Source organism: Anaeromyxobacter sp. SG66 (assembly GCF_022690805.1).
Classification (GTDB): Bacteria; Myxococcota; Myxococcia; order Myxococcales; family Anaeromyxobacteraceae; genus Anaeromyxobacter; species Anaeromyxobacter soli.
This window is the reverse complement of the sequence record NZ_JALCZC010000017.1, coordinates 35170-53148: the sequence shown is the minus strand read 5'-3', so window position 1 is coordinate 53148 and position 17979 is coordinate 35170. Positions and strand designations below refer to the sequence as shown.

Sequence of the window (17979 nt, the reverse complement as noted above, 5' to 3'; positions counted from 1 at the left end):
TTCTTGCCGCGCCGGGCGGCGCGGCGCAACTCGTGGCCTAGCGACGCCGCCCGCTCGCCTCCGCGGGCTCGTCCTCGGGTGCGGCGGCGGGCGCGTCCTGCCCGGCGACGTAGGCGGCCGCGGCGGCGAGGTAGTAGGCGACCGCCTCGCGCACGAGGTGACCGACCGGGCGACCGAGCCGCGTGGCGGTCGTGCCCACCGCGTCCGCGAGATCGGCCGGCATGCGGACGGTGACGATGCGCGCCTGGGCGAGGGCCGCCTCCAGCCGCTCGAGCGCCTGGCTCGGCCGCGAGACGCGGAAGTCACCGGCCTCGATCATCTCCTTGATGCGGTGCGCGAGGTCCTCGCGCGTGTACCACGCGCCGTCGAGCCAGACCGACTCTGAGTCGAGGTCGATGTCGGCGAACGGGTCCATGAAGTCTCGGTCTCCGGGGCGCCGCGCGTGGGCCGGCCGCCCTCCCGGAGCGCCGCGCCGACGAGCCCCTCGGCGCGCGCGAGCTCCGCCTCCTTGCGCGCCATGCGCCTCGCGTCGGCGGGCCGCTCGTGGTCGTAACCGAGCAGGTGGAGGAGCCCGTGTGCGAGGTAACGGTCGAGCTCCGCGCCGACCGCCCGCCGCTCCTGGCGCGCCCTCCGGGCGGCGGTGTCGAGCGAGATTACCACGTCGCCCAGGAGCGGCCCATTCCCCGGCGGCTCGCTCTGCGGGAACGACAGCACGTCGGTGGCCGCGTCCTTGCCGCGCCACTCCCGGTTGAGGATCCGGATGCGCCGGTCCGTGACGAGGAGGACGGAGAGCTCCGCCTCGCCGCGCCCGACGGCGGCGAGGTAGGCGGCGGCGCGGGCGCGCAGGCGGCGCGCGGCGGCGCGCCCGCGCGGGTGCTCGGTGGCGAGCCGGACGGTCACGGGCGGGAGACGACCTGGATGGCGGGCGGCGTGCTCGGCTCCTCGCCGGAGCGCGCCGGGTACGCCGGCCGCGTGTGGTAGATGGCCTCGAGGGCGCTCACCATCGCGCCCGCGATCGCGTTGAGGTCGCGGAGGGTGAGCTCGCACTCGTCGAGCTGGCCCTCGCTGAAGATCTCGTTCACCCGCTTCGACACGAGCGCCCGCAGCGCCGCCTCGGTGGGCTCGGGCAGCGCGCGCGACGAGGCCTCGCAGGAGTCGGCGATCATGACGAGCGCCGCCTCGCGGCTCTGCGGCTTCGGCCCCGCGTAGCGGAAGAGCGCCTCGTCCGGCGGGGCCCCCCGCCCCTCGGCGGCCATCTTCAGCGCGCGCGCCCAGAAGTAGCCGACGAGCCGCGTCCCCTGGTGCTGCGGGATCGCGTCCGCGACCACCTTGGGGAGCCGCCACTGGCGCGCGAGCTCGAGGCCGTCCGTCACGTGCCGCTTGATGATGAGCGCGCTCATGCTGGGCGCGAGGGCGTCGTGGCGGTTCTCGCCGCGCTGGTTCTCGGCGAAGTAGACCGGGTTCCGGATCTTCCCGAGGTCGTGGTAGTAGGCGCACACCTTGGCGAGCAGGGGGTTCGCGCCGATGGCCTGCGCCGCCGCCTCCACCATCGAGCCCATCAGGATCGCGTGGTGGTACGTCCCCGGCGCCTGGACGATGAGCTCCTTCAGCGCGGGGTGGTTCAGGTTCGCGAGCTCGAGGAGCTTCACGTCGGTGACGTAGCCGAAGAGCCCCTCGACGGCGGGCAGGATCCCCACCACGGCGACGGGCAAGAGCAGCGCCCCGCCGGCCAGGGCGGCGCCGGCGGCGACCAGGATCTCCGCCGCGCCCTTCCCCCCGTGGAGGCCGATCGCGACGGTCACGGCGACGCCGACGACGCCCACGGCGAGGCCCGCGCGGAACAGGCCCGCCCGGTCGCGGCTCCCCGGCACGAGCCCCGCGGCCGCGAGCGAGGTGAGCGTCGCGTAGACGGCGAACGACATCGACTGCCCGGCGAGGAGCCCCGCCGAGAGCCCCGCCGCGAGCGAGAAGAGGAGCGCGGTCTCCGCGGCGAGCACCTGCCGCACGATCATGGCGCCCGCCGCGAACGGCACGAGGTAGTGCAGCGACGGCCGCGGCAGGAGCGGGAACCGCTCGTGGAGCGCGTCCGCGACGGTGAAGCCGAGGAACCCCAGCGCCAGGGTCCCGAGGAGGAGACCCGCCATGAGGATCGCGTCGCGGCGCGCGGGGCGGAAGCCCGGGAAGTTCCGGCGCGCGTAGCCCCAGAGCAGGACGACGAGGAGGCCGACGAGCGCGCCGCCGCCCAGGCGGACGTGCGTGATGTCCTCGTCCTGGCGCTGCGCGCGCATCCCGTCGAGCACGACGAGGTGCCGCGCCTCGATCCGCTCCCCGTCGCCGATGATCTTCTCGCCCCGCTTCACCGGGATGACGACCGGCTTCACGCGGGCGGCGGCCTCCGACTTCCGCCGCTCCGTCTCGGCCTGGTTGTGGACGAGGGTCGGCCGGACCATGGCCGTCGAGAGCCGCGCGATGGCGGCGCGCAGGGCAGGCGGCTCGTGCTGGAGCCGCGCCGCCGCGGTCCGCGCGACCTCCTCGCGCGCCTTCTCCACGGTGCGGACCAGGGAGACGTCGGAGAGCGTGCGCTCTCCGCGCAGCGCGCCGTCGCCGAAGGTGCGCAGCGCGAAGGCCGGGTCCCGCCCCGCGGGGAGGAGCTTCGCGTCCTCGACGACGAGCCCCTCGAGCCCCTTCTGCGCGAGCGCCGCCAGATCGTGCTCGACCGCCTCGGAGAACCGGGCCTGCGTGAGGGCCGCCACGTCCTCGTCGCGGACGAGCACCTGGAGCCGCGAGACGAACGCGTCGCGCTGGGCGGCGTAGCGCCGCTCCAGCTCGCGGGCGTCGCGGGCGGCGGGCGTGTCGCGGAGGGCGGCCTCCTCGCCCCGCATGAGCTCGAACGCGGCGTGGATGCGGGCGACCGCCTCGTCGGCGGCGCCGGAGTCGTGGTCGTAGACCGTCCGCTCGGCGGCGGCGGCCTCGGCGCGGCGGCGCGCGGTCGCCTCCGCGTCCACGATGTCGTAGTCCCGATCCGCCTTGATGGTGACCGGCGCCGGGGAGCCCAGCGCGTCGGGGCCCGGGAGCCGGTGCGCGGCGAACGGCGCGAGCAGGAGCCCTGCGGCAGTCGCGATGAGGAGGACGAGCCCGAGGCGCATGATGCGCCCGAGCCAGTCGACGCGCCGCTCGGCGAGCGGCCCGGCGGCAGCCTGCACGGGCGGCTGGGTCGTGGAGACTTCGGTCGGTTCGGGCACAGGCGCGCAGCCTCGCACCGGGGGAGCCCCCTGGCAACCGGGTCCGGTGTCCCCGATGGAACCTTCCAGGCCCCCGGTAGGCTTCCCCCGCCCGGGGTCCTACTCGCCGGCGCCCGTCCGGTCGGCGTTCCCGGCCGGCTGCGCCTGGGCCGGCGCGGTGGGCCGCTCCCGCTCCGCCTTCGCCGCCTCGGCGCGCGCGCGCCGCTCCGCCTCGAACACGTCGTAGGCGCGGACCACCTCCTGCACGAGCGGGTGGCGGACCACGTCCACCTCGCTGAACTGGCAGAAGCCGACGCCCTCCACGCCGCGCAGCACCTTCTGGACCTCGATGAGCCCCGAGCCGCGCCCGGACGGCAGGTCCACCTGCGTGACGTCGCCGGTGACGACCGCCTTCGAGCCGTAGCCGAGGCGCGTGAGGAACATCTTCATCTGCTCCTCGGTCGTGTTCTGCGCCTCGTCGAGGATGATGAATGCGTCGTTGAGGGTGCGGCCGCGCATGAACGCGAGCGGCGCGACCTCGACCGTCCCGCGCTCCATGAAGGCCGTCGCCTTCTCGTAGTCCACCATGTCGAACAGGGCGTCGTGGAGCGGGCGCAGGTACGGGTTCACCTTCTCCGCGATGTCTCCGGGCAGGAAGCCGAGCTTCTCGCCCGCCTCCACCGCCGGCCGCGTGAGCACGATGCGCTTCACCTTGCGCTCCACGAGGAACGACACCGCCATCGCCATGGCGAGGTAGGTCTTGCCGGTGCCGGCGGGGCCGATGCCGAACACGATGTCGTGATCGCGGATCGCCTGGATGTATCGCTTCTGCGCGAGCCCCTTCGGCGTGATGATCCGGTGGCGCGAGGAGACGAAGACGGTGTCGCCGAAGACCTCCTTGAGCGGCACGCCCTGGCCGGCGAGCTTCGTGGCCTGGTCGACGTCCTCGAGGTAGAGGGGATAGCCGTCCTCGACGAGCCCGTACAGCTCGCGCACGAGCCCCTCGGCCACCTTCACGCGCGCCTCCTCCGGCGCCGCCACCACGATCTGTCCGCCGCGCAGGCCGAGCTGCACGCCGAGGCGGCGCTCGATGAGCTTCAGGTGCTCGCTGTGCGCGCCGCAGAGCGCGCGAACCTTGTCGTTGTCCGGGAAGTCGAGCCGTGCCGTCTTCAGCGGTTCCGCCGCGGTCTGAACCAAGCGTCTCCTCCGGGGCCGCGCGTTTGTACGTCGCGGTCCTCGATCGCACGATAACCGCCGCGGCCCCGGCCGGCACGCGGAGGAGGTGGCTACTCCACGGGGGGCAGGAGCACGAAGCGGCCCTCGACCGTCCGGCGGTAGTACCACTCGACCGGCCACGGGTGGCGAAGATCGCGCGCGGAGGCGAGGTCCGCCTCCACGAGGGCGGAGAGGGACGGCGGGTACTCGCCGCGCTCCACGCGGTAGATCTCGAGCGCGCTCCGCAGCCGGGACGCCTGGGCGCGCGCGAGGAACCGCCGGCCGGCGTCGTCCGCCACCTCGGCGCTCGCCTGCGCGGCGAGGCCGCGCGCGTCGACCCAGGTCGCGATCCCGGCGAGCGCCGCGGCGAGGGCCACCGTCGCGACCACGCGGACCGCGGCGCGGCGCAGGCGGCTGCCCCACCCTTCCCGCCCGTACACGCCCACGGCGGAGGTCCGGCGCGCCGGGGCGATCGGCGCCAGGTAGCCGAGGTTCACGAGGGCGAGGAGCGCCTTGCACGTCTCGAACTCGCCCAGGCGCGAGAGGTCGACGATCTCCTCGACGGGCCGCCCCGGCTCGGCGAGCGCGTGGACGCGCCGCTCGTTCGGGCCCAGGCTCGCGAACTCGCCCTTCCGCTCGACGGGCTCCTCGCCGAACGCGTCGAACGCCGCGTCCACGTCGTCGCCGCCGGCGGGCGCGGAGCCCGCGCCGGCCCCGCGCTCGGCGCCGAGCGGCCGGAGCCGCTCGAACGTCATCGCGGTGGAGGTGATCCGCTTGCGGATCATCGGCCACTCGTCGACCTGGCGGAACCCCTCCATCAGGACCGACTCGGCGCGGAGCGGCGTGACGGTCGCGCGGTCCCACTCCACCTCGCCCGGCTCGAACGCGTACGTCCCGCTCTTCCAGTGGAAGAGCCGGTAGACCGTCTCGGTGGTCTGCAGCGCCGTCATCTCCTTCAGCGCCGCCGTCGAGACGAGCCCCTCCTCGACGAGGACGTCGCCGAGCCGGCGCAGGCTGCGCTTCTGGACCTCGAGCGCGTGCTGGAGGCCGTCCGGGCTCACGAGCCCGGCGCGGACGAGCAGGGTCCCGAGGCGCTCGCGCGACTTGCGGCCCGCCGACTCGGCGTGGACGACGCAGCCGTCGGCGAGGGCGATGCGGATCTCGTCGCCGCTCCCGCGAAGGTGGAGCACGCCCGTCTTGGCCTGCTGGCCGATGAGCTGGAGGATCTCCGCGATGCCGAAGTCCTTGAGGGTCCCGGTGAGCGCCATCGCCGTCTCCCTCAGCGCGTGCGGCGGAACGCGTCGCGCACCGCGAGCCCCCACGCGAGGAGCGCGAGCGGCGCCGCGACGGCGAGCTTGCCCGCGAGCACCCAGGGCGTCGCCTCGGGCGGGGGCAGGACGCCGCGCCAGAACCAGACCACGAACCCGAGGAACAGGAGCGCGAGGAGGAGCAGCGCCCCGCGCACCGGCGCGCCGCTCCAGAGCGGGCCCGCGCCGCCGCCCACGAGCGCGAGGATGCGGGCCGAGAGCGCGGAGAGGCGGGCGTGGCGCCGGATCTGCGCCTCCTTGCGGAGCCGGTCGCGGGCGTCGACGAGGCCGCGCCGCTCGAAGGCGTTCACGCACTGGCCGCAGCGGACGTCCGACGCAGGCCCGCAGCGGCGGCACGCGGCCCCGCCGCAGCCCTCGCACGCGCGCGAGGGGCCGAGGCGCGGGGCGAGCGCCGAGAGGAGCCACAGCGCCGCGAGGAACCCGACCCCCGCCCAGGGGAGCGCCGCGCGCGGGAGCGTCCCGGCGAGCCGCGCCTCCGCCCACGCGCGCACGCGCCCCGCGGCCCCGTCGGCGTTCGCGAGCGCCGCGAGGCGGCCCTCCGGGATGGGCAGATCGACGAGCCAGCGGTTCGCCGAGAAGTCGTCGTCCGAGCCGCGCGCCCGCAGGAACGCGCCGGCCTGCGCCTCCGCCTTCTCGCGGGCGGCCGCGCTGCGGTCCATCTCCGCGGTGCGCAGGTAGAGCTTCGAGAGCCCGTAGCTCGCGGCGCCCTGCACGAGCGGGTCGCCCGCCGCGCGGTCCGACGCGGCGAGGTACGCGGCCCGCGCGCCCTCGAGATCGCCCGCGAGGAACAGCGCGTTGCCGAGGTTCACCGAGAGCTCCGGAGCGCGCTCGTCGGCGGCGGCCGCCGCGCGGTAGTGCCGGAGCGCACCGGCGAGGTCGCCGCGCCGCTTCGCGAACCTCCCCAGGGCGGCGTGGACCACCGCCGGGGCGGGCTCGCCGGCGGCCGCCTCGAGCGCGGCGGCGTCCTCGTCGGAGGCCGCCCCGTGCTCCACCGCCTGGACCCGCTCCGCGAGCGTGCCGGTCCAGGCGGTCGCGCGCGCCGCCGCCCCGGAGGCCCACGGCACCGCGAGCAGGGCCGCGAGCGCCGCGGTCGCCACGGCGCGCTCCGCGCGCGCGAGGTAGGGCCAGGCGGCGAGCGCCAGCACCGCGAGCGCGACGAGGGGCCCGAGCCCGAACGCGAGCGGCGCCAGGAGCAGGACGATCGCGAGGAAGCCGGCCTGGACGCGCGCGGTCCCGCGCACGAGCGGGAGGTGATGGAAGTCGTGGACGAGCAGGGGGAGGCGTCGCGCCAGCAGGAGGACGAGCACCGCGACGGCGCTCGTGATCGCCGCCGCGAGCGCCGCCGCGAGGACGTCGGCCAGGAACGCGCGCCGCGTCTGCGGATCGCGGGCGGCGGCGACCGCGGTGTCGCGCAGCGCGCCCGCGACGGGCGCGGCCCGGCCCGGCGCCTCGGCGAGCCGCGCGAGCGCGAGCGCGAGGTGCGCGTCCGGCAGGTCCGGCGCGAGCGCGACCGCGAGCTGGGCGTGGGCCACGGCCTCGGCGACGAGGTCCGACGCGAGCGCGCGCGAGACGGCGCGCGTCTCGGCGACCGCGAGCGGGACGAGGTTCTCGATCCCGAGCTCGCGCTGCGCGCCGAGCAGCGCCTCGGCCGCCGCGTCGGCGCGGGCGGGATCTCCGTCGCGGAGCGCGTCCCGCCGCTCCGCCCAGCGCCGCATGAGCTGGGCGTAGGTGGTCGAGACGGGCACGATGCGCCGCGCGCGCTCCGCCGGCGGCAGGCGCACCTCCGACGCAGGGGGCGGAGCGGCGCTCGGGCCGGGGCGGACGGACGCGTCGGAGGGCGGCACGTCGGCCGGGACGGGCGGGGACCGCTGCGCCGAGCCGGCCGCTCCGGGAGTGGAGAGCGTCCCGCCTCCGGCAGGCCGCGCAGCGGCGGGCGCGGGCGGCACCAGCGTGGGCACGGCCTCCTCGGCCGTCTCCTCCCCCTCCACGACGAGCCTCGGGGGCGCGAGCTGCGCGGCGGCGAGGACCGGCGCGGCGAGCGAGAGGAGCGCGACGAGGAGGATGGGCGATCCGCGGTGGGCCACGCGAGAACGGGATGCTAGCACGCCCGCTCCTGGGCTAAGAAGACGCGACCATGTCGCGCGCCACCGATGCGATCGAACGTCTCCTCGGGATCATGGAGCGGCTACGCGGACCCGGAGGCTGCCCGTGGGATCGCGAGCAGACGCTGCGGAGCCTCCGGCCTTACGTGCTCGAGGAGACGTACGAGGTGCTCGAGGCGATCGACGCGGGCGACGCCCGGGAGCACTGTGAGGAGCTCGGCGACCTCCTCCTCCAGATCGTGTTCCAGGCGCAGCTCACGCGCGAGCAGGGCCAGTTCGACTTCGCAGACGTCGCGAACGCCATCTCGAACAAGCTCGTGTCGCGCCACCCTCACGTGTTCGGCGACGTCGCGGTGAAGGACGCGGACGACGTGCTCCGGCAGTGGGCGGCGCTGAAGCGCGAGGAGAAGCGCGCGAAGGGGCGCGGCGAGAGCGTGCTCGAGGGCGTGCCGCGGGAGATGCCGGCGCTCGCCCGCGCGGACCGGCTCACCGAGAAGGCGAGCCGCGTCGGCTTCGACTGGCCGGACGCGGGCGGCGCGAGAGAGAAGCTCTCGGAGGAGATCGGCGAGCTCGACCAGGCGATCGCCTCGGGCGACCGCGACGCGATCGAGCACGAGCTGGGGGACGTCCTCTTCGCCGCCGCGAACCTGTCCCGCAAGCTCGGGATACCTGCAGAGGAGGCCCTTCGGGGGACGGTCGCTCGCTTCATAGCGCGCTTTTCCCACATCGAGCGCGAGCTCGCGCGCCGCGGCGTGCCCCACGGCGGCGCCTCCCTCGACGAGATGGACGCCCTCTGGAACGAGGCGAAGATCTTGGAGGCCAAGGCGAAATCGCCAGCCGATCCGGCCGTCACCGAGCCGCCACAGGGTTTGGGGAAAGAACGTGGATAAGTCTGTGGGCAGCCCCCTCGGAAGGCGGATTTTCGCGGGTGCGGCGGGCTCTGCTGCATTTTGCGGCGGTCGCGAACCTGTGTGATTCCGGTCGCTTGTCCTTGGACACACCCACGAACGTCCACATCCGGGAGTCAAGTGACCCGCGAGGATTCCCGCTTCTTCGCCGCCGGTGGATAACTCTCCTCCCCCTGTGTCTCCCAGACCCGCACCCGACGTGGGACAGCCGTTCGGGTAATGCGCGGGTGGTTGCAGGAGAAGGGCGCGTGCGACCGCCGCTGCGCTCTGCCGCGCCGCCCTAGGGCATGCGGCGCGAATGGGCCGCGGGACCGCATGGCCGTAGGGGCCGCGGAGCACGCCCGCGGTCGAGGCGAACGGTCGCTGCGCGCCGGCCTGCGCGACGCCGCGCAGCCGAGCGGTCATAACCCCTTGACGTCGCTCGCGATGGACGGTAGATAGCGCGCCCTCGTACCCCTATAGAGCACAGAGGTCAGCTTGGCGAATACCGCATCGGCCGAGAAGCGAAACCGTCAGGCGCAGAAGCGCCGCGCCCGCAACGTCCAGGTCCGCACCGGCGTGAAGAGCGCCGTGAAGAAGGCGCGCGAGGCGATCACCCAGGGTGACGCCAACGCTGCCCGCGACACGTTCAAGGCCGCGGCCCGCGCGCTGGAGAAGGCGACGTCGAAGGGCGTCGTGCACAAGAACGCGGCGTCGCGGAAGATCTCGCGGCTCGCGAAGGCGGCCGCCAAGGCCGCCGCCGCGAAGTAGGCGGAGCTACCGCTCGAACGCGCGGAGGAGGTCGCGCGCCGCGTCGCCCGCCACCCGGCGGAGCGCGAGCGCGCGGCGCCCCTCCGTCTCGAGCGCGTCGTTCACGCGACGACCCTGCGCGTCGAGCGCCGACACGCCCGCGAGGTAGTCGGCGTCGCGCCGCACCGTCCGCTCCGACACGGTCGCGCCGTCCACGACGAGGCGCGCCTTCACCACCACCCCGATGCGCCAGGTGGAGCCGTCCGGCGAGGACGTCCCGGGCGCGGTCGCGCGCACCTCTCCGACGATCTCCGCAGGCGCGCCGGGCCCCGCCGAGGCGCCGCGGCGCGCGAGCTCGTCCCGCAGCGCCGCCGTCAGCTCAGCCCCGAGCGACGCCTCCGTCGAGAGGTTCTCGAACGGCTGGACGTGGACGCGCTCCGCGCCGCCCTTCGCGACGTAGCGGTTCTCGAAGCCGTAGCCGCAGCCGGACAGCGCGAGCACCAGCGCGAGCGCCGCCAGGCCCGCGGGCGGTCGGGCTCCGCGTGGGGAGGCTGCCGGCCGCATCGGCGACCCCTGCCGCACCTCGTGTCGCCAGCGCAAGCGCAGGGGCGGCCGGCTGAGGCCGCCCCGGAGCGCGCCGGGGGGGTGTGGGGGGGTAGCCAGCCTCATCGGCTACCCCACCACAAAGTTGATCAGCCGCTTCGGGACGAAGACGACCTTGCGGATCGTCTTGCCGTCGAGGTGCGCCCTCACCCGCTCCTCGCCCTCCGCGAGCGCGCGGACCTCGGCCTCCGCGGCGGCGACGGGCGCCTGCACCTCACCGCGAAGCTTGCCGTTCACCTGGACGGCGATCGTGACCACGTCCGCCGCGACGAGCGCGGGGTCGAAGGTGGGCCACGGGTGCTCCGCGAGCAGCTCCTCGCGCACCGACGGGCCGAGCACCTCGTGCCAGAGCTCCTCGGCCGCGTGCGGCGCGAAGGGCGCGAGCAGCGTCGCGACCGCGAGGAGCGCCTCGCGCACGGCGGCCCGCTCCGGATCGGCGCCCGGCTCGAGCGCGTAGAGCGCGTTCACGAGCTCCATCAGCGCGGCGATGCTCGTGTTGAACTTGAGATCGCCCTGGAGCCCGTCGGTGACGCGCTTGATCGTGCGGTGCGTCTTGCGGCGGAGCTCGAGGAAGTCACCCTGCGCCTGCGCGAGCGCGGCCTCGGGCGCGCGGAAGCACTCCTGCCGCGCGTGGAAGATGCGCCACACCCGCGAGAGGAACCGGAACAGGCCGTCGACCTGCTCGTCCGACCAGTCGATGTCCTTCTCCGGGGGCGCGGCGAACAGCATGAAGAGCCGGACCGTGTCCGCGCCGAACCGCGCGACCATGGGGCCCGGGGCGACGACGTTGCCCCAGCGCTTCGACATCTTGCGGCCGTCCGGGCCGTTCACGATGCCCTGCGTGACGAGCCGCTTCACCGGCTCGTCCTCCTGGACGAGCCCGAGCTGGTGCATCACCCGGTGCCAGAAGCGGAAGTACAGCAGGTGCATCACGGCGTGCTCGGGGCCGCCGACGTACACGTCGACGGGGAGCCAGCGCTTCGCCTCGGCGGGATCGAACGGCCGCGTGTCGTCCTTCGGCGAGAGGTAGCGCGCGTAGTACCAGGACGAGTCTACGAACGTGTCCATCGTGTCCACCTCGCGCCGGGCGGGCTTGCCGCAGCGCGGGCAGGTGGTGTTCACGAACGACGGCACCTTCGCGAGCGGCGGCTCGCCGGTGCCGGTGATGAGCGCCTCCGCCGGCAGCGTCACCGGGAGCTGATCCTCGGGGACCGGCACGGCACCGTGGTCGGGGCAGTAGACGATGGGGATCGGCGTCCCCCAGTAGCGCTGGCGCGAGAAGCCCCAGTCGCGCAGGTGCCAGCGAACCGTGGCCTGGCCGAAGCCGCGCGTCTTCGCCTCGGCGGCGAGCTTCTCGCGCGCCGCCGCGCTGTCGAGCCCGGACGCGTCGCCGGACGCCTCGAGCACCCCGTCGGCCGTGTACGCCTCGGTCAGCGCGTCGCCCGCGGGGAGCCGCTCGCCCCGGGCCGGCTGGATGACCACGCGGATGGGCAGCCCGTACTTGCGCGCGAACTCGAAGTCACGCTGGTCGTGCGCCGGCACGCTCATAACCGCGCCCGTCCCGTACTCGGCGAGCACGAAGTTCGCGATCCAGACCGGGACCTCCTCGCCGGTGTACGGGTTCACCGCGTGCGCGCCGGTGAAGACGCCCTCCTTCGGCGCCGCCTCGCCGGTCCGCTCCGCGGCGTCGGTCTTGCGCATGCGCTCGACGAAGGCGCGCACCTCCGCCTGCCGCTCGGGGCGCGTGAGCCGCTCGACGAGCGGGTGCTCGGGCGCGAGGACCACGTAGGTGCAGCCGTGGATCGTGTCGACACGCGTGGTGAAGACCTTGATCGGCCCCTGCCCCGGCACCGCGAAATCCACCTCAGCGCCGACGCTCTTGCCGATCCAGTTGCGCTGCATCGTGATGATGCGCTCGGGCCACTCCGTGAGCCCGTCGAGCCCGTCGAGCAGGTCCTGGGCGAAGGCGGTGATGCGGAAGGCCCACTCCGGGATCACCTTCTCCACCACCGGCGAGCCGCAGCGCTCGCAGCGGTTGTCCTCGACCACCTGCTCGTTCGCGATGACCGTCGCGCAGCCGGTGCACCAGTTGGCCTTCCCCTCGCGCCGGTAGACGATCCCGCGCTCGAGCATCTTCAGGAAGAACCACTGGTTCCAGCGATAGTAGGACGGGTCGGCGGTGACGACCTCGCGGTCCCAGTCGAACGCGTAGCCGAGCTTCTTCATCTCGGCGCGGAAGGCGACGATGTTCTCGCGCGTCCGCTCGGCCGGGTGGCGTCCGTCCTTGATGGCGGCGTTCTCGGCGGGGAGGCCGAGCGCGTCGAAGCCGATGGGGTGCAGCACGTCGTGGCCGCGCATGCGCAGGTAGCGCGCGAGCGCGTCGCCGATGGTGTAGACGCGCGCGTGCCCCATGTGCATCGCGCCGGAGGGATAGGGGAACATCTCGAGCACGTAGCGCTTCTCGGCGTCGGGGCGGCGGCCGGCGTGGAAGGCGCCCGCCCCCTCCCAGCGCGACTGCCAGCGTGGCTCGATCGACTGCGGCTCGTAACGCTCGTTCATCGCCATAAGGGGCGGCGATATTACCGGACGTCGGGGTGTTCGTCTGCCCTTCGTGAGGAACGGCGCCCCCGTCCGCGCCACGCCGCGAGGCCCCGCCGGCCGCCGGGCGTTCGGTTATAGTGCCCGCCGCCAGAGCGCCCCGAAGCCCACGGAGCCCACCGCATGTTCCCGCCCGTCCACATCGCCGACATCGCCCAGCACGAGGGGAAGGAGGTCACCCTCCACGGCTGGCTGTACAACCGCCGCTCGTCCGGGAAGCTCCACTTCCTGCAGGTGCGCGACGGCACGGGCACCATCCAGTGCGTCGTGTTCAAGGGGAACGTGACGCCGGAGGTGTTCCGCGAGGCCGACCACCTGCCCCAGGAGACGAGCCTCACCGTCACCGGGCTCGTGAAGAAGGACGACCGCTCGCCCATCGGGTTCGAGCTCGACGTCCGCGACCTGAAGGTCGTCTCCCTCCCGGCGCAGGAGTACCCGATCGGACACAAGGAGCACGGCGTCGCGTTCCTCATGGAGCAGCGGCACCTCTGGCTCCGGTCGCAGCGGCAGCAGGTGATCCTGCGCGTGCGGCACACGGTCGAGAAGGCGATCCGCGACTTCTTCGACGCGCGCGGCTTCACGCTCGTCGACGCGCCGATCTTCACGCCCTCCGCCTGCGAGGGGACCTCCACGCTCTTCGAGGTCCCCTACTTCGATCTCGGCAAGGCGTACCTGACGCAGTCCGGCCAGCTGTACATGGAGGCCGCGGCCATGGCGCTCGGGAAGGTCTACTGCTTCGGCCCGACCTTCCGCGCCGAGAAGTCGAAGACGCGCCGCCACCTGACCGAGTTCTGGATGGTCGAGCCCGAGGTCGCCTTCATGGACCTCGACGGCGACATGCAGCTCATGGAGGAGTTCGTCTCGCACGTCGTCCAGACGGCCCTCGCGAAGCATCGCAAGGAGCTCGCGGCCGTCCTCGAGCGCGACGTCTCGAAGCTCGAGAGCGTGAAGCCGCCGTTCCCGCGCATCACGTACACGGAGGCGGTCGAGGTGCTGCAGAAGGCCGGTCACCCGATGAAGTGGGGCGACGACATCGGCGGCGACGAGGAGACGGTCATCGCGAAGCAGTACGACCGCCCGGTGATGGTCCACCGCTACCCGGCGGAGATGAAGGCCTTCTACTTCAAGAAGGACCCGACGGATCCGAAGGTCGCGCTCGGCTGCGACGTGCTCGCGCCCGAAGGGTACGGCGAGATCATCGGCGGGGGCGAGCGCGAGAGCTCGCTCGAGACGCTCGAGGCCGCCATCGCGCAGCACCAGCTCCCGAAGGAGGCGTTCGAGTGGTACCTCGACCTCCGCCGCTACGGGACGGTGCCGCACGCGGGGTTCGGCATGGGCGTCGAGCGCTGCGTCGCGTGGATCTGCGGCCTCCACCACGTCCGCGAGACCATCCCGTTCGCGCGGATGATGGAGCGGATCACGCCGTGAGCGGCGCCGGCTGATCCTGATCTTCCACGAGAGAGAGGGGCTCCGGCGATGAGCCGGAGCCCTGTCCGGTCGCCGCGGGATCAGCTACGCGTCGACACCTTGGGCATCGGGCAGGTGCTGAGGCCGAAGAGTCGGTACAGCGGGCAGAACCCGACGAGCCCGGTGAGAAGCGGGATGACGCCGATGAGCCCGATGAGCGGGCGGGGGCCGGCGACGGTGAGGGAGAGGAGCGCGAGCCCGACCACCACGCGGATGGTCCGGTCCAGAATGCCTTCGTTCATCATGTTTACGACCTCCTGCACCGGAGAGTGCCGCCGCCCGCCGGAGGATTCGCGGGCCGGCGCTTCTGGCGCTCGCGAATCCTTTCCGCGTCCGCGGGACTCGCAACGGAAGGAACGATGCTCGGCGCGCCGACGGACACCAGTGACGAGGAGCTGATCCGCCGGAGCGCGGCGCGCGACCGCGCCGCGTTCGACGCCCTGGTCGCGCGCCACGGCGGCGCGCTCCTTCGCTTCGCGACGCGCAGCTGCGGGACGGAGGTGGAAGCCGCCGACGCGCTGCAGGACGGGCTCCTCGCGGCGTGGCGCGGCGCCGGGACGTTTCGCGGCGACGCCAGCGCGCGCACCTGGCTCTTCCAGATCGTGCTCCACTGCTGCCGCCGGCGCGCGCGCCGGCGTGCGGGCGAACCGGAGCAGCACGCGCCCGTCGAAGCCGCCGCCGATCTCCCCGGAGCCGATGCGCCCGAGGCGCGGGTCGCGGCGCTGCAGGCCGGCGCCGCCCTCGAGCAGGCGCTCGCGTCGCTACCCGCGGCGGCGCGGGAGGTGCTGCTGCTCCGGGATGTCGAGGGGCTGTCGGGCGCCGAGACCGCGGCGGCGCTATCCATCGACCTCACCGCGATGAAGAGTCGACTCCACCGGGCGCGGCTCGAGCTCAAGGCCCGCGTCGAGGAGCGCCTCGGCCGCGCGCTCTCGGAGGTGCTGCCGTGACGATCGAGAACGAGAAGGTGATCGCGGGGCTCTCCTGCAGCGACGTCCTCGCGCGGCTCTCCGACTACGTCGACGGCGACCTTCCGGCGGAGGAGCGAGGGCGCGTCGAGGACCACCTGCGCGCGTGCGAGGGCTGCGCGCGGTTCGGTGGGGAGTTTGCGGCGACGGTTCGCGGGCTGCGCACCCACCTCGGCGCGCCCGCCAGCGTCTCCGGCGAGCTGAAGGACCGGCTCCGCCGGGCGCTCGACGACGACGGCGCGCCGTAGGGCCCCCGAGCATCTTTCGACGCTGTTGGTCCTGGTTCGACGGTTCGTCGTACAGTGACCGTCCAGGTCATCTGCAATGGCACCTCCCCTCGTCTTCCTGCCCGGCGCCGGCGGAAGTGAGTCGTTCTGGGAGCCAGTCGGACAGCGGCTGGCCGACCTGGGCGACGTCGTCCTCTTCGGCTACCCCGGGTTTGGCGGGGTCCCCGCCGATCCTGGCGTGAAGTCGCTGGACGACCTTTACCGCTGGATCGTCGCGCGCCTCCCTGCAGGAGCGAGTCACGTCATTGCGCAGTCGATGGGCGGAATCTTCGCCGCACGTCTGGCGCTGGAACATCCGGAGCGGGTTGAACGCTTGGTCCTGGTCGCGACCTCGGGCGGCATCGACGTACGACGGCTCGGCGCAGCGGAATGGCGTCACGACTACCGAGCGTCGTTCCCGGACGTGCCGAGCTGGTTCATCGACGACCGCACCGACCTCACGCATCGGCTCGCGGGGATCCGTGCACCGACCCTCCTGCTGTGGAGCGACTCGGATCCGATCAGCCCGCCCGCCATCGCTCATTTCCTTGCCGAGCGCATCGGGGGCGCTCGCGTCGTCACCGTGCCGGGCGGGACTCACGCGTTCGCGAACGAGCGTCCAGACGAGGTCGCGACGATCATCAGGTCCCACCTGGTACCGGTACAGCGGCCCTGACGCCGTGCCGCTCCGGCGAGGCGACGACGACCGATCGTATACGGCGGCCGGGGCAGGTTATCGGCCAACTCGACATTGCTTCAATTGACGGTGAGTGTCAGACCTCCATGCCATCCTGTATTCGATGGAGGCCGCGCTCCCCACGATCGAGACGGACGCGGTGACGCCCGAAGCCTCGCTGGCCGGCTACGCGGCGCCGCTGCTCGATCTGCCGCCGCTCACCCGGGCCGAGCTCGAGACGTGGTTTCGGGGCGGGGAGCCGGAGGCCGACGCCTGCGAGCATCTCCTCGCCTGGGCCGCACGGGCTCGGGGGACGCTGGACCTCGCGATCGGCGAAGGGCTCGACGCGCTCAGGCGGGGGGACCGGCTCGCGGAGCTGGGCTATCACCTCGACGACTACGCCCGCGAGGTCCTCGATCTCGGGAAGCGCACCGCCGAGAACCTCGCCCGGCTCGGGGCTGGGCTGCGCACGCGTCCACGGCTCCGGGCGGCGCTGCGGTCGGGGCTCGTCCGGGTCCGCGCTGCGGAGACGGTGCTGCCGGTCGCGGTCGGCGAGGCCGAGGCGCGCTGGGTCGAGCGCGCCAGCGTGCAGACGGTCCGCGAGCTGGAGGAGGCGGTCCGCGCGGCGCGGGCGGAGCCGGCCGCCGGCGAGGAGGAGTGGGTGCGGCTGCGCACGCATCTGCCGCTGAACGAGCGGCTGGTCGTGGACGAGGCGCTCGCGGCCGCGCGCGAGCAGGTGCCGGGCTCGACCCGGATCGAGCAGCTGGAGGCGCTCGCGCAGGAGTACCTCGCCGAGTTCTCGTCCGACGGCGACTCCCACGAGCCGCGCTCGCTCGGGCCCGGGTTTGGCGCCGTGGGCCCCGGTCACTCCTCGCGGCGCGCGGGGGACGGAGCCGAGACCGGCCGATGGGCGGCGCTCCCCCCAGTACCCGAGCTCGCCGCGCCTGACGTTCCGTTCGACGAGACCTCGACGGCGCAGGAGCTCGACGAGCGGCTCCGCGCGCTCGGCCGCCTGCGTTCCGGGTGGGATCGCCTCATCGGATTCTGCGGGTACGCCGTGAAGCGGAGCGGGATTCCGGTGCTCCTGGGCTACGACGGCTTCCGCGAGTACGTCGAGGAGCGGCTGGGGCTCCCCGCGCGCGCGGTGGAGCAGCGCGTCGCGCTCGAGAAGCGGCTCTGGGAGTCGCCGGCGCTCCGGGAGGCGCGGCGGCAGGGCGTGTCGTACGAGAAGCTGCGGGTGCTGGCGCGAACGCCGGAGACCGACATCGCGACGTGGATCCCCCGGGCGCTCGCGGCGACCTGCATCGCCCTGAAGCGCGAGGTGGAGGGGGAGCACGAGCGGCAGATGCGTGCGCGGCAGAAGATGCTCGTTCCGTTGCCGCGCCGGGTGGCGGTGCTCCTCGCGGACGCCATCGAGGCCGTCCGGGCAAGATTCGGGCGCGTGCTCTCGACCGGAACGTGCCTCGCGGTCATCGGATTTCACTTCCTCGCGTCGTGGAGGGGTGCGGGGAGACGATCGATGACTCGTTCACAGAAGGTCCGCGCCCGAGATCACGGTTGGTGCCAGGTCCCGGGGTGCAGCCATCGCGCCGTCCACTCGCACCACATCGAGTTCCGCTCGCACGGCGGCAGCGACGATCCCGAGAACCAGGTCGGCCTGTGCGCCTTCCACCACCTGCGGTGCGTCCACGGTGGGATTCTCGCCGTGATCGGGCGGGCGCCGGACCGGCTCACCTGGCTCCTGGGCGGAACCATTTGGGAGGCGGGCACCTGCGCCGAGCCGGTGGCTTGCTGAATCGAGCAGGCCCAGAACCGCGTGGCCGCGAAAGCGCCCCTCTTCCGGGCAAGCATTCCGGCGGCGCAGGAGGCGCGTGGCGGCTCGAGCGCGGCCGCTCGCCGCC

The 17979-nt window shown here is 73.8% G+C and carries 16 protein-coding genes; 7 read left to right on the top strand and 9 right to left on the bottom strand.

The window, feature by feature from the left end:
- Positions 1-37: 37 nt before the first annotated feature.
- From MNZ39_RS07685 to MNZ39_RS07660, 6 genes are all read right to left on the bottom strand, one after another.
- Positions 38-319, bottom strand: coding sequence for a CopG family transcriptional regulator (locus MNZ39_RS07685; protein WP_242336970.1), 282 nt, complete (start codon positions 317-319; stop codon positions 38-40).
- Positions 316-900 (bottom strand): rRNA maturation RNase YbeY, encoded by a 585-nt coding sequence (gene ybeY, locus MNZ39_RS07680; protein WP_242336966.1) that lies wholly within the window; start codon positions 898-900, stop codon positions 316-318. The genes MNZ39_RS07685 and ybeY overlap by 4 nt, the downstream gene beginning before the upstream one ends.
- Positions 897-3242: an HD family phosphohydrolase gene (locus tag MNZ39_RS07675; RefSeq protein ID WP_242336963.1), complete on the bottom strand. Its 2346-nt coding sequence runs from the start codon at positions 3240-3242 to the stop codon at positions 897-899. The genes ybeY and MNZ39_RS07675 overlap by 4 nt, the downstream gene beginning before the upstream one ends.
- Before the next feature lie 99 nt (positions 3243-3341).
- Complete coding sequence (locus MNZ39_RS07670) at positions 3342-4418, bottom strand: PhoH family protein (RefSeq protein WP_242336960.1); 1077 nt, start codon at positions 4416-4418, stop codon at positions 3342-3344.
- A gap of 89 nt (positions 4419-4507) precedes the next feature.
- The gene (locus MNZ39_RS07665) at positions 4508-5704 is read right to left on the bottom strand and encodes a DUF4388 domain-containing protein (protein ID WP_242336956.1); all 1197 of its coding nucleotides are present in this window, start codon (positions 5702-5704) and stop codon (positions 4508-4510) included.
- 11 nt (positions 5705-5715) lie between these two features.
- Entirely contained in the window at positions 5716-7848 is a 2133-nt protein-coding gene (locus tag MNZ39_RS07660; protein ID WP_242336954.1) for a tetratricopeptide repeat protein, read from the bottom strand.
- 50 nt (positions 7849-7898) lie between these two features.
- Between MNZ39_RS07660 and mazG the strand changes: the two genes are divergently transcribed.
- Together mazG and rpsT are read left to right on the top strand one after the other, a co-directional pair.
- Positions 7899-8756, top strand: a complete 858-nt coding sequence (gene mazG / locus MNZ39_RS07655) for a nucleoside triphosphate pyrophosphohydrolase (protein WP_242336950.1) — start codon at positions 7899-7901, stop codon at positions 8754-8756.
- A 495-nt stretch (positions 8757-9251) separates the two neighbouring features.
- Positions 9252-9524: a 30S ribosomal protein S20 gene (rpsT, locus tag MNZ39_RS07650; RefSeq protein WP_242336947.1), complete on the top strand. Its 273-nt coding sequence runs from the start codon at positions 9252-9254 to the stop codon at positions 9522-9524.
- Between the two features lie 6 nt (positions 9525-9530).
- Here rpsT and lptE read toward each other — a convergent pair whose 3' ends face one another.
- Together lptE and leuS are read right to left on the bottom strand one after the other, a co-directional pair.
- Positions 9531-10004: an LPS assembly lipoprotein LptE gene (gene lptE, locus MNZ39_RS07645; RefSeq protein WP_242336944.1), complete on the bottom strand. Its 474-nt coding sequence runs from the start codon at positions 10002-10004 to the stop codon at positions 9531-9533.
- Positions 10005-10175: 171 nt separating this feature from the next.
- The gene (leuS, locus tag MNZ39_RS07640) at positions 10176-12671 is read right to left on the bottom strand and encodes a leucine--tRNA ligase (protein ID WP_242336941.1); all 2496 of its coding nucleotides are present in this window, start codon (positions 12669-12671) and stop codon (positions 10176-10178) included.
- Positions 12672-12827: 156 nt separating this feature from the next.
- Between leuS and asnS the strand changes: the two genes are divergently transcribed.
- Positions 12828-14132: an asparagine--tRNA ligase gene (gene asnS / locus MNZ39_RS07635; protein WP_242336938.1), complete on the top strand. Its 1305-nt coding sequence runs from the start codon at positions 12828-12830 to the stop codon at positions 14130-14132.
- Between the two features lie 80 nt (positions 14133-14212).
- Here the strand turns inward: asnS and MNZ39_RS07630 are convergent, their stop codons facing one another.
- Positions 14213-14413, bottom strand: a complete 201-nt coding sequence (locus MNZ39_RS07630) for a DUF2892 domain-containing protein (protein ID WP_242336935.1) — start codon at positions 14411-14413, stop codon at positions 14213-14215.
- Positions 14414-14530: 117 nt separating this feature from the next.
- Between MNZ39_RS07630 and MNZ39_RS07625 the strand changes: the two genes are divergently transcribed.
- From MNZ39_RS07625 to MNZ39_RS07610, 4 genes are all read left to right on the top strand, one after another.
- On the top strand, positions 14531-15118 hold the full coding sequence (locus MNZ39_RS07625) for an RNA polymerase sigma factor (RefSeq protein ID WP_242336931.1): 588 nt from the start codon (positions 14531-14533) through the stop codon (positions 15116-15118).
- Complete coding sequence (locus MNZ39_RS07620; RefSeq protein WP_242336928.1) at positions 15115-15384, top strand: anti-sigma factor; 270 nt, start codon at positions 15115-15117, stop codon at positions 15382-15384. The genes MNZ39_RS07625 and MNZ39_RS07620 overlap by 4 nt, the downstream gene beginning before the upstream one ends.
- A 76-nt stretch (positions 15385-15460) precedes the next feature.
- Positions 15461-16078: an alpha/beta fold hydrolase gene (locus MNZ39_RS07615; protein ID WP_242336926.1), complete on the top strand. Its 618-nt coding sequence runs from the start codon at positions 15461-15463 to the stop codon at positions 16076-16078.
- Positions 16079-16202: 124 nt separating this feature from the next.
- On the top strand, positions 16203-17873 hold the full coding sequence (locus tag MNZ39_RS07610) for an HNH endonuclease signature motif containing protein (protein ID WP_255840777.1): 1671 nt from the start codon (positions 16203-16205) through the stop codon (positions 17871-17873).
- Positions 17874-17979: the final 106 nt, after the last annotated feature.

Bases quoted from the DNA above. Each gene is read 5' to 3' on its own strand.
- MNZ39_RS07630 (WP_242336935.1), bottom strand. From the start codon at position 14,413: ATGAACGAAGGCATTCTGGACCGGACCATCCGCGTGGTGGTCGGGCTC.
- MNZ39_RS07625 (WP_242336931.1), top strand. From the start codon at position 14,531: ATGCTCGGCGCGCCGACGGACACCAGTGACGAGGAGCTGATCCGCCGG.
- asnS (WP_242336938.1), top strand. From the start codon at position 12,828: ATGTTCCCGCCCGTCCACATCGCCGACATCGCCCAGCACGAGGGGAAG.
- mazG (WP_242336950.1), top strand. From the start codon at position 7,899: ATGTCGCGCGCCACCGATGCGATCGAACGTCTCCTCGGGATCATGGAG.
- MNZ39_RS07610 (WP_255840777.1), top strand. From the start codon at position 16,203: ATGGAGGCCGCGCTCCCCACGATCGAGACGGACGCGGTGACGCCCGAA.
- leuS (WP_242336941.1), bottom strand. From the start codon at position 12,671: ATGGCGATGAACGAGCGTTACGAGCCGCAGTCGATCGAGCCACGCTGG.
- MNZ39_RS07665 (WP_242336956.1), bottom strand. From the start codon at position 5,704: ATGGCGCTCACCGGGACCCTCAAGGACTTCGGCATCGCGGAGATCCTC.
- MNZ39_RS07615 (WP_242336926.1), top strand. From the start codon at position 15,461: ATGGCACCTCCCCTCGTCTTCCTGCCCGGCGCCGGCGGAAGTGAGTCG.
- MNZ39_RS07685 (WP_242336970.1), bottom strand. From the start codon at position 319: ATGATCGAGGCCGGTGACTTCCGCGTCTCGCGGCCGAGCCAGGCGCTC.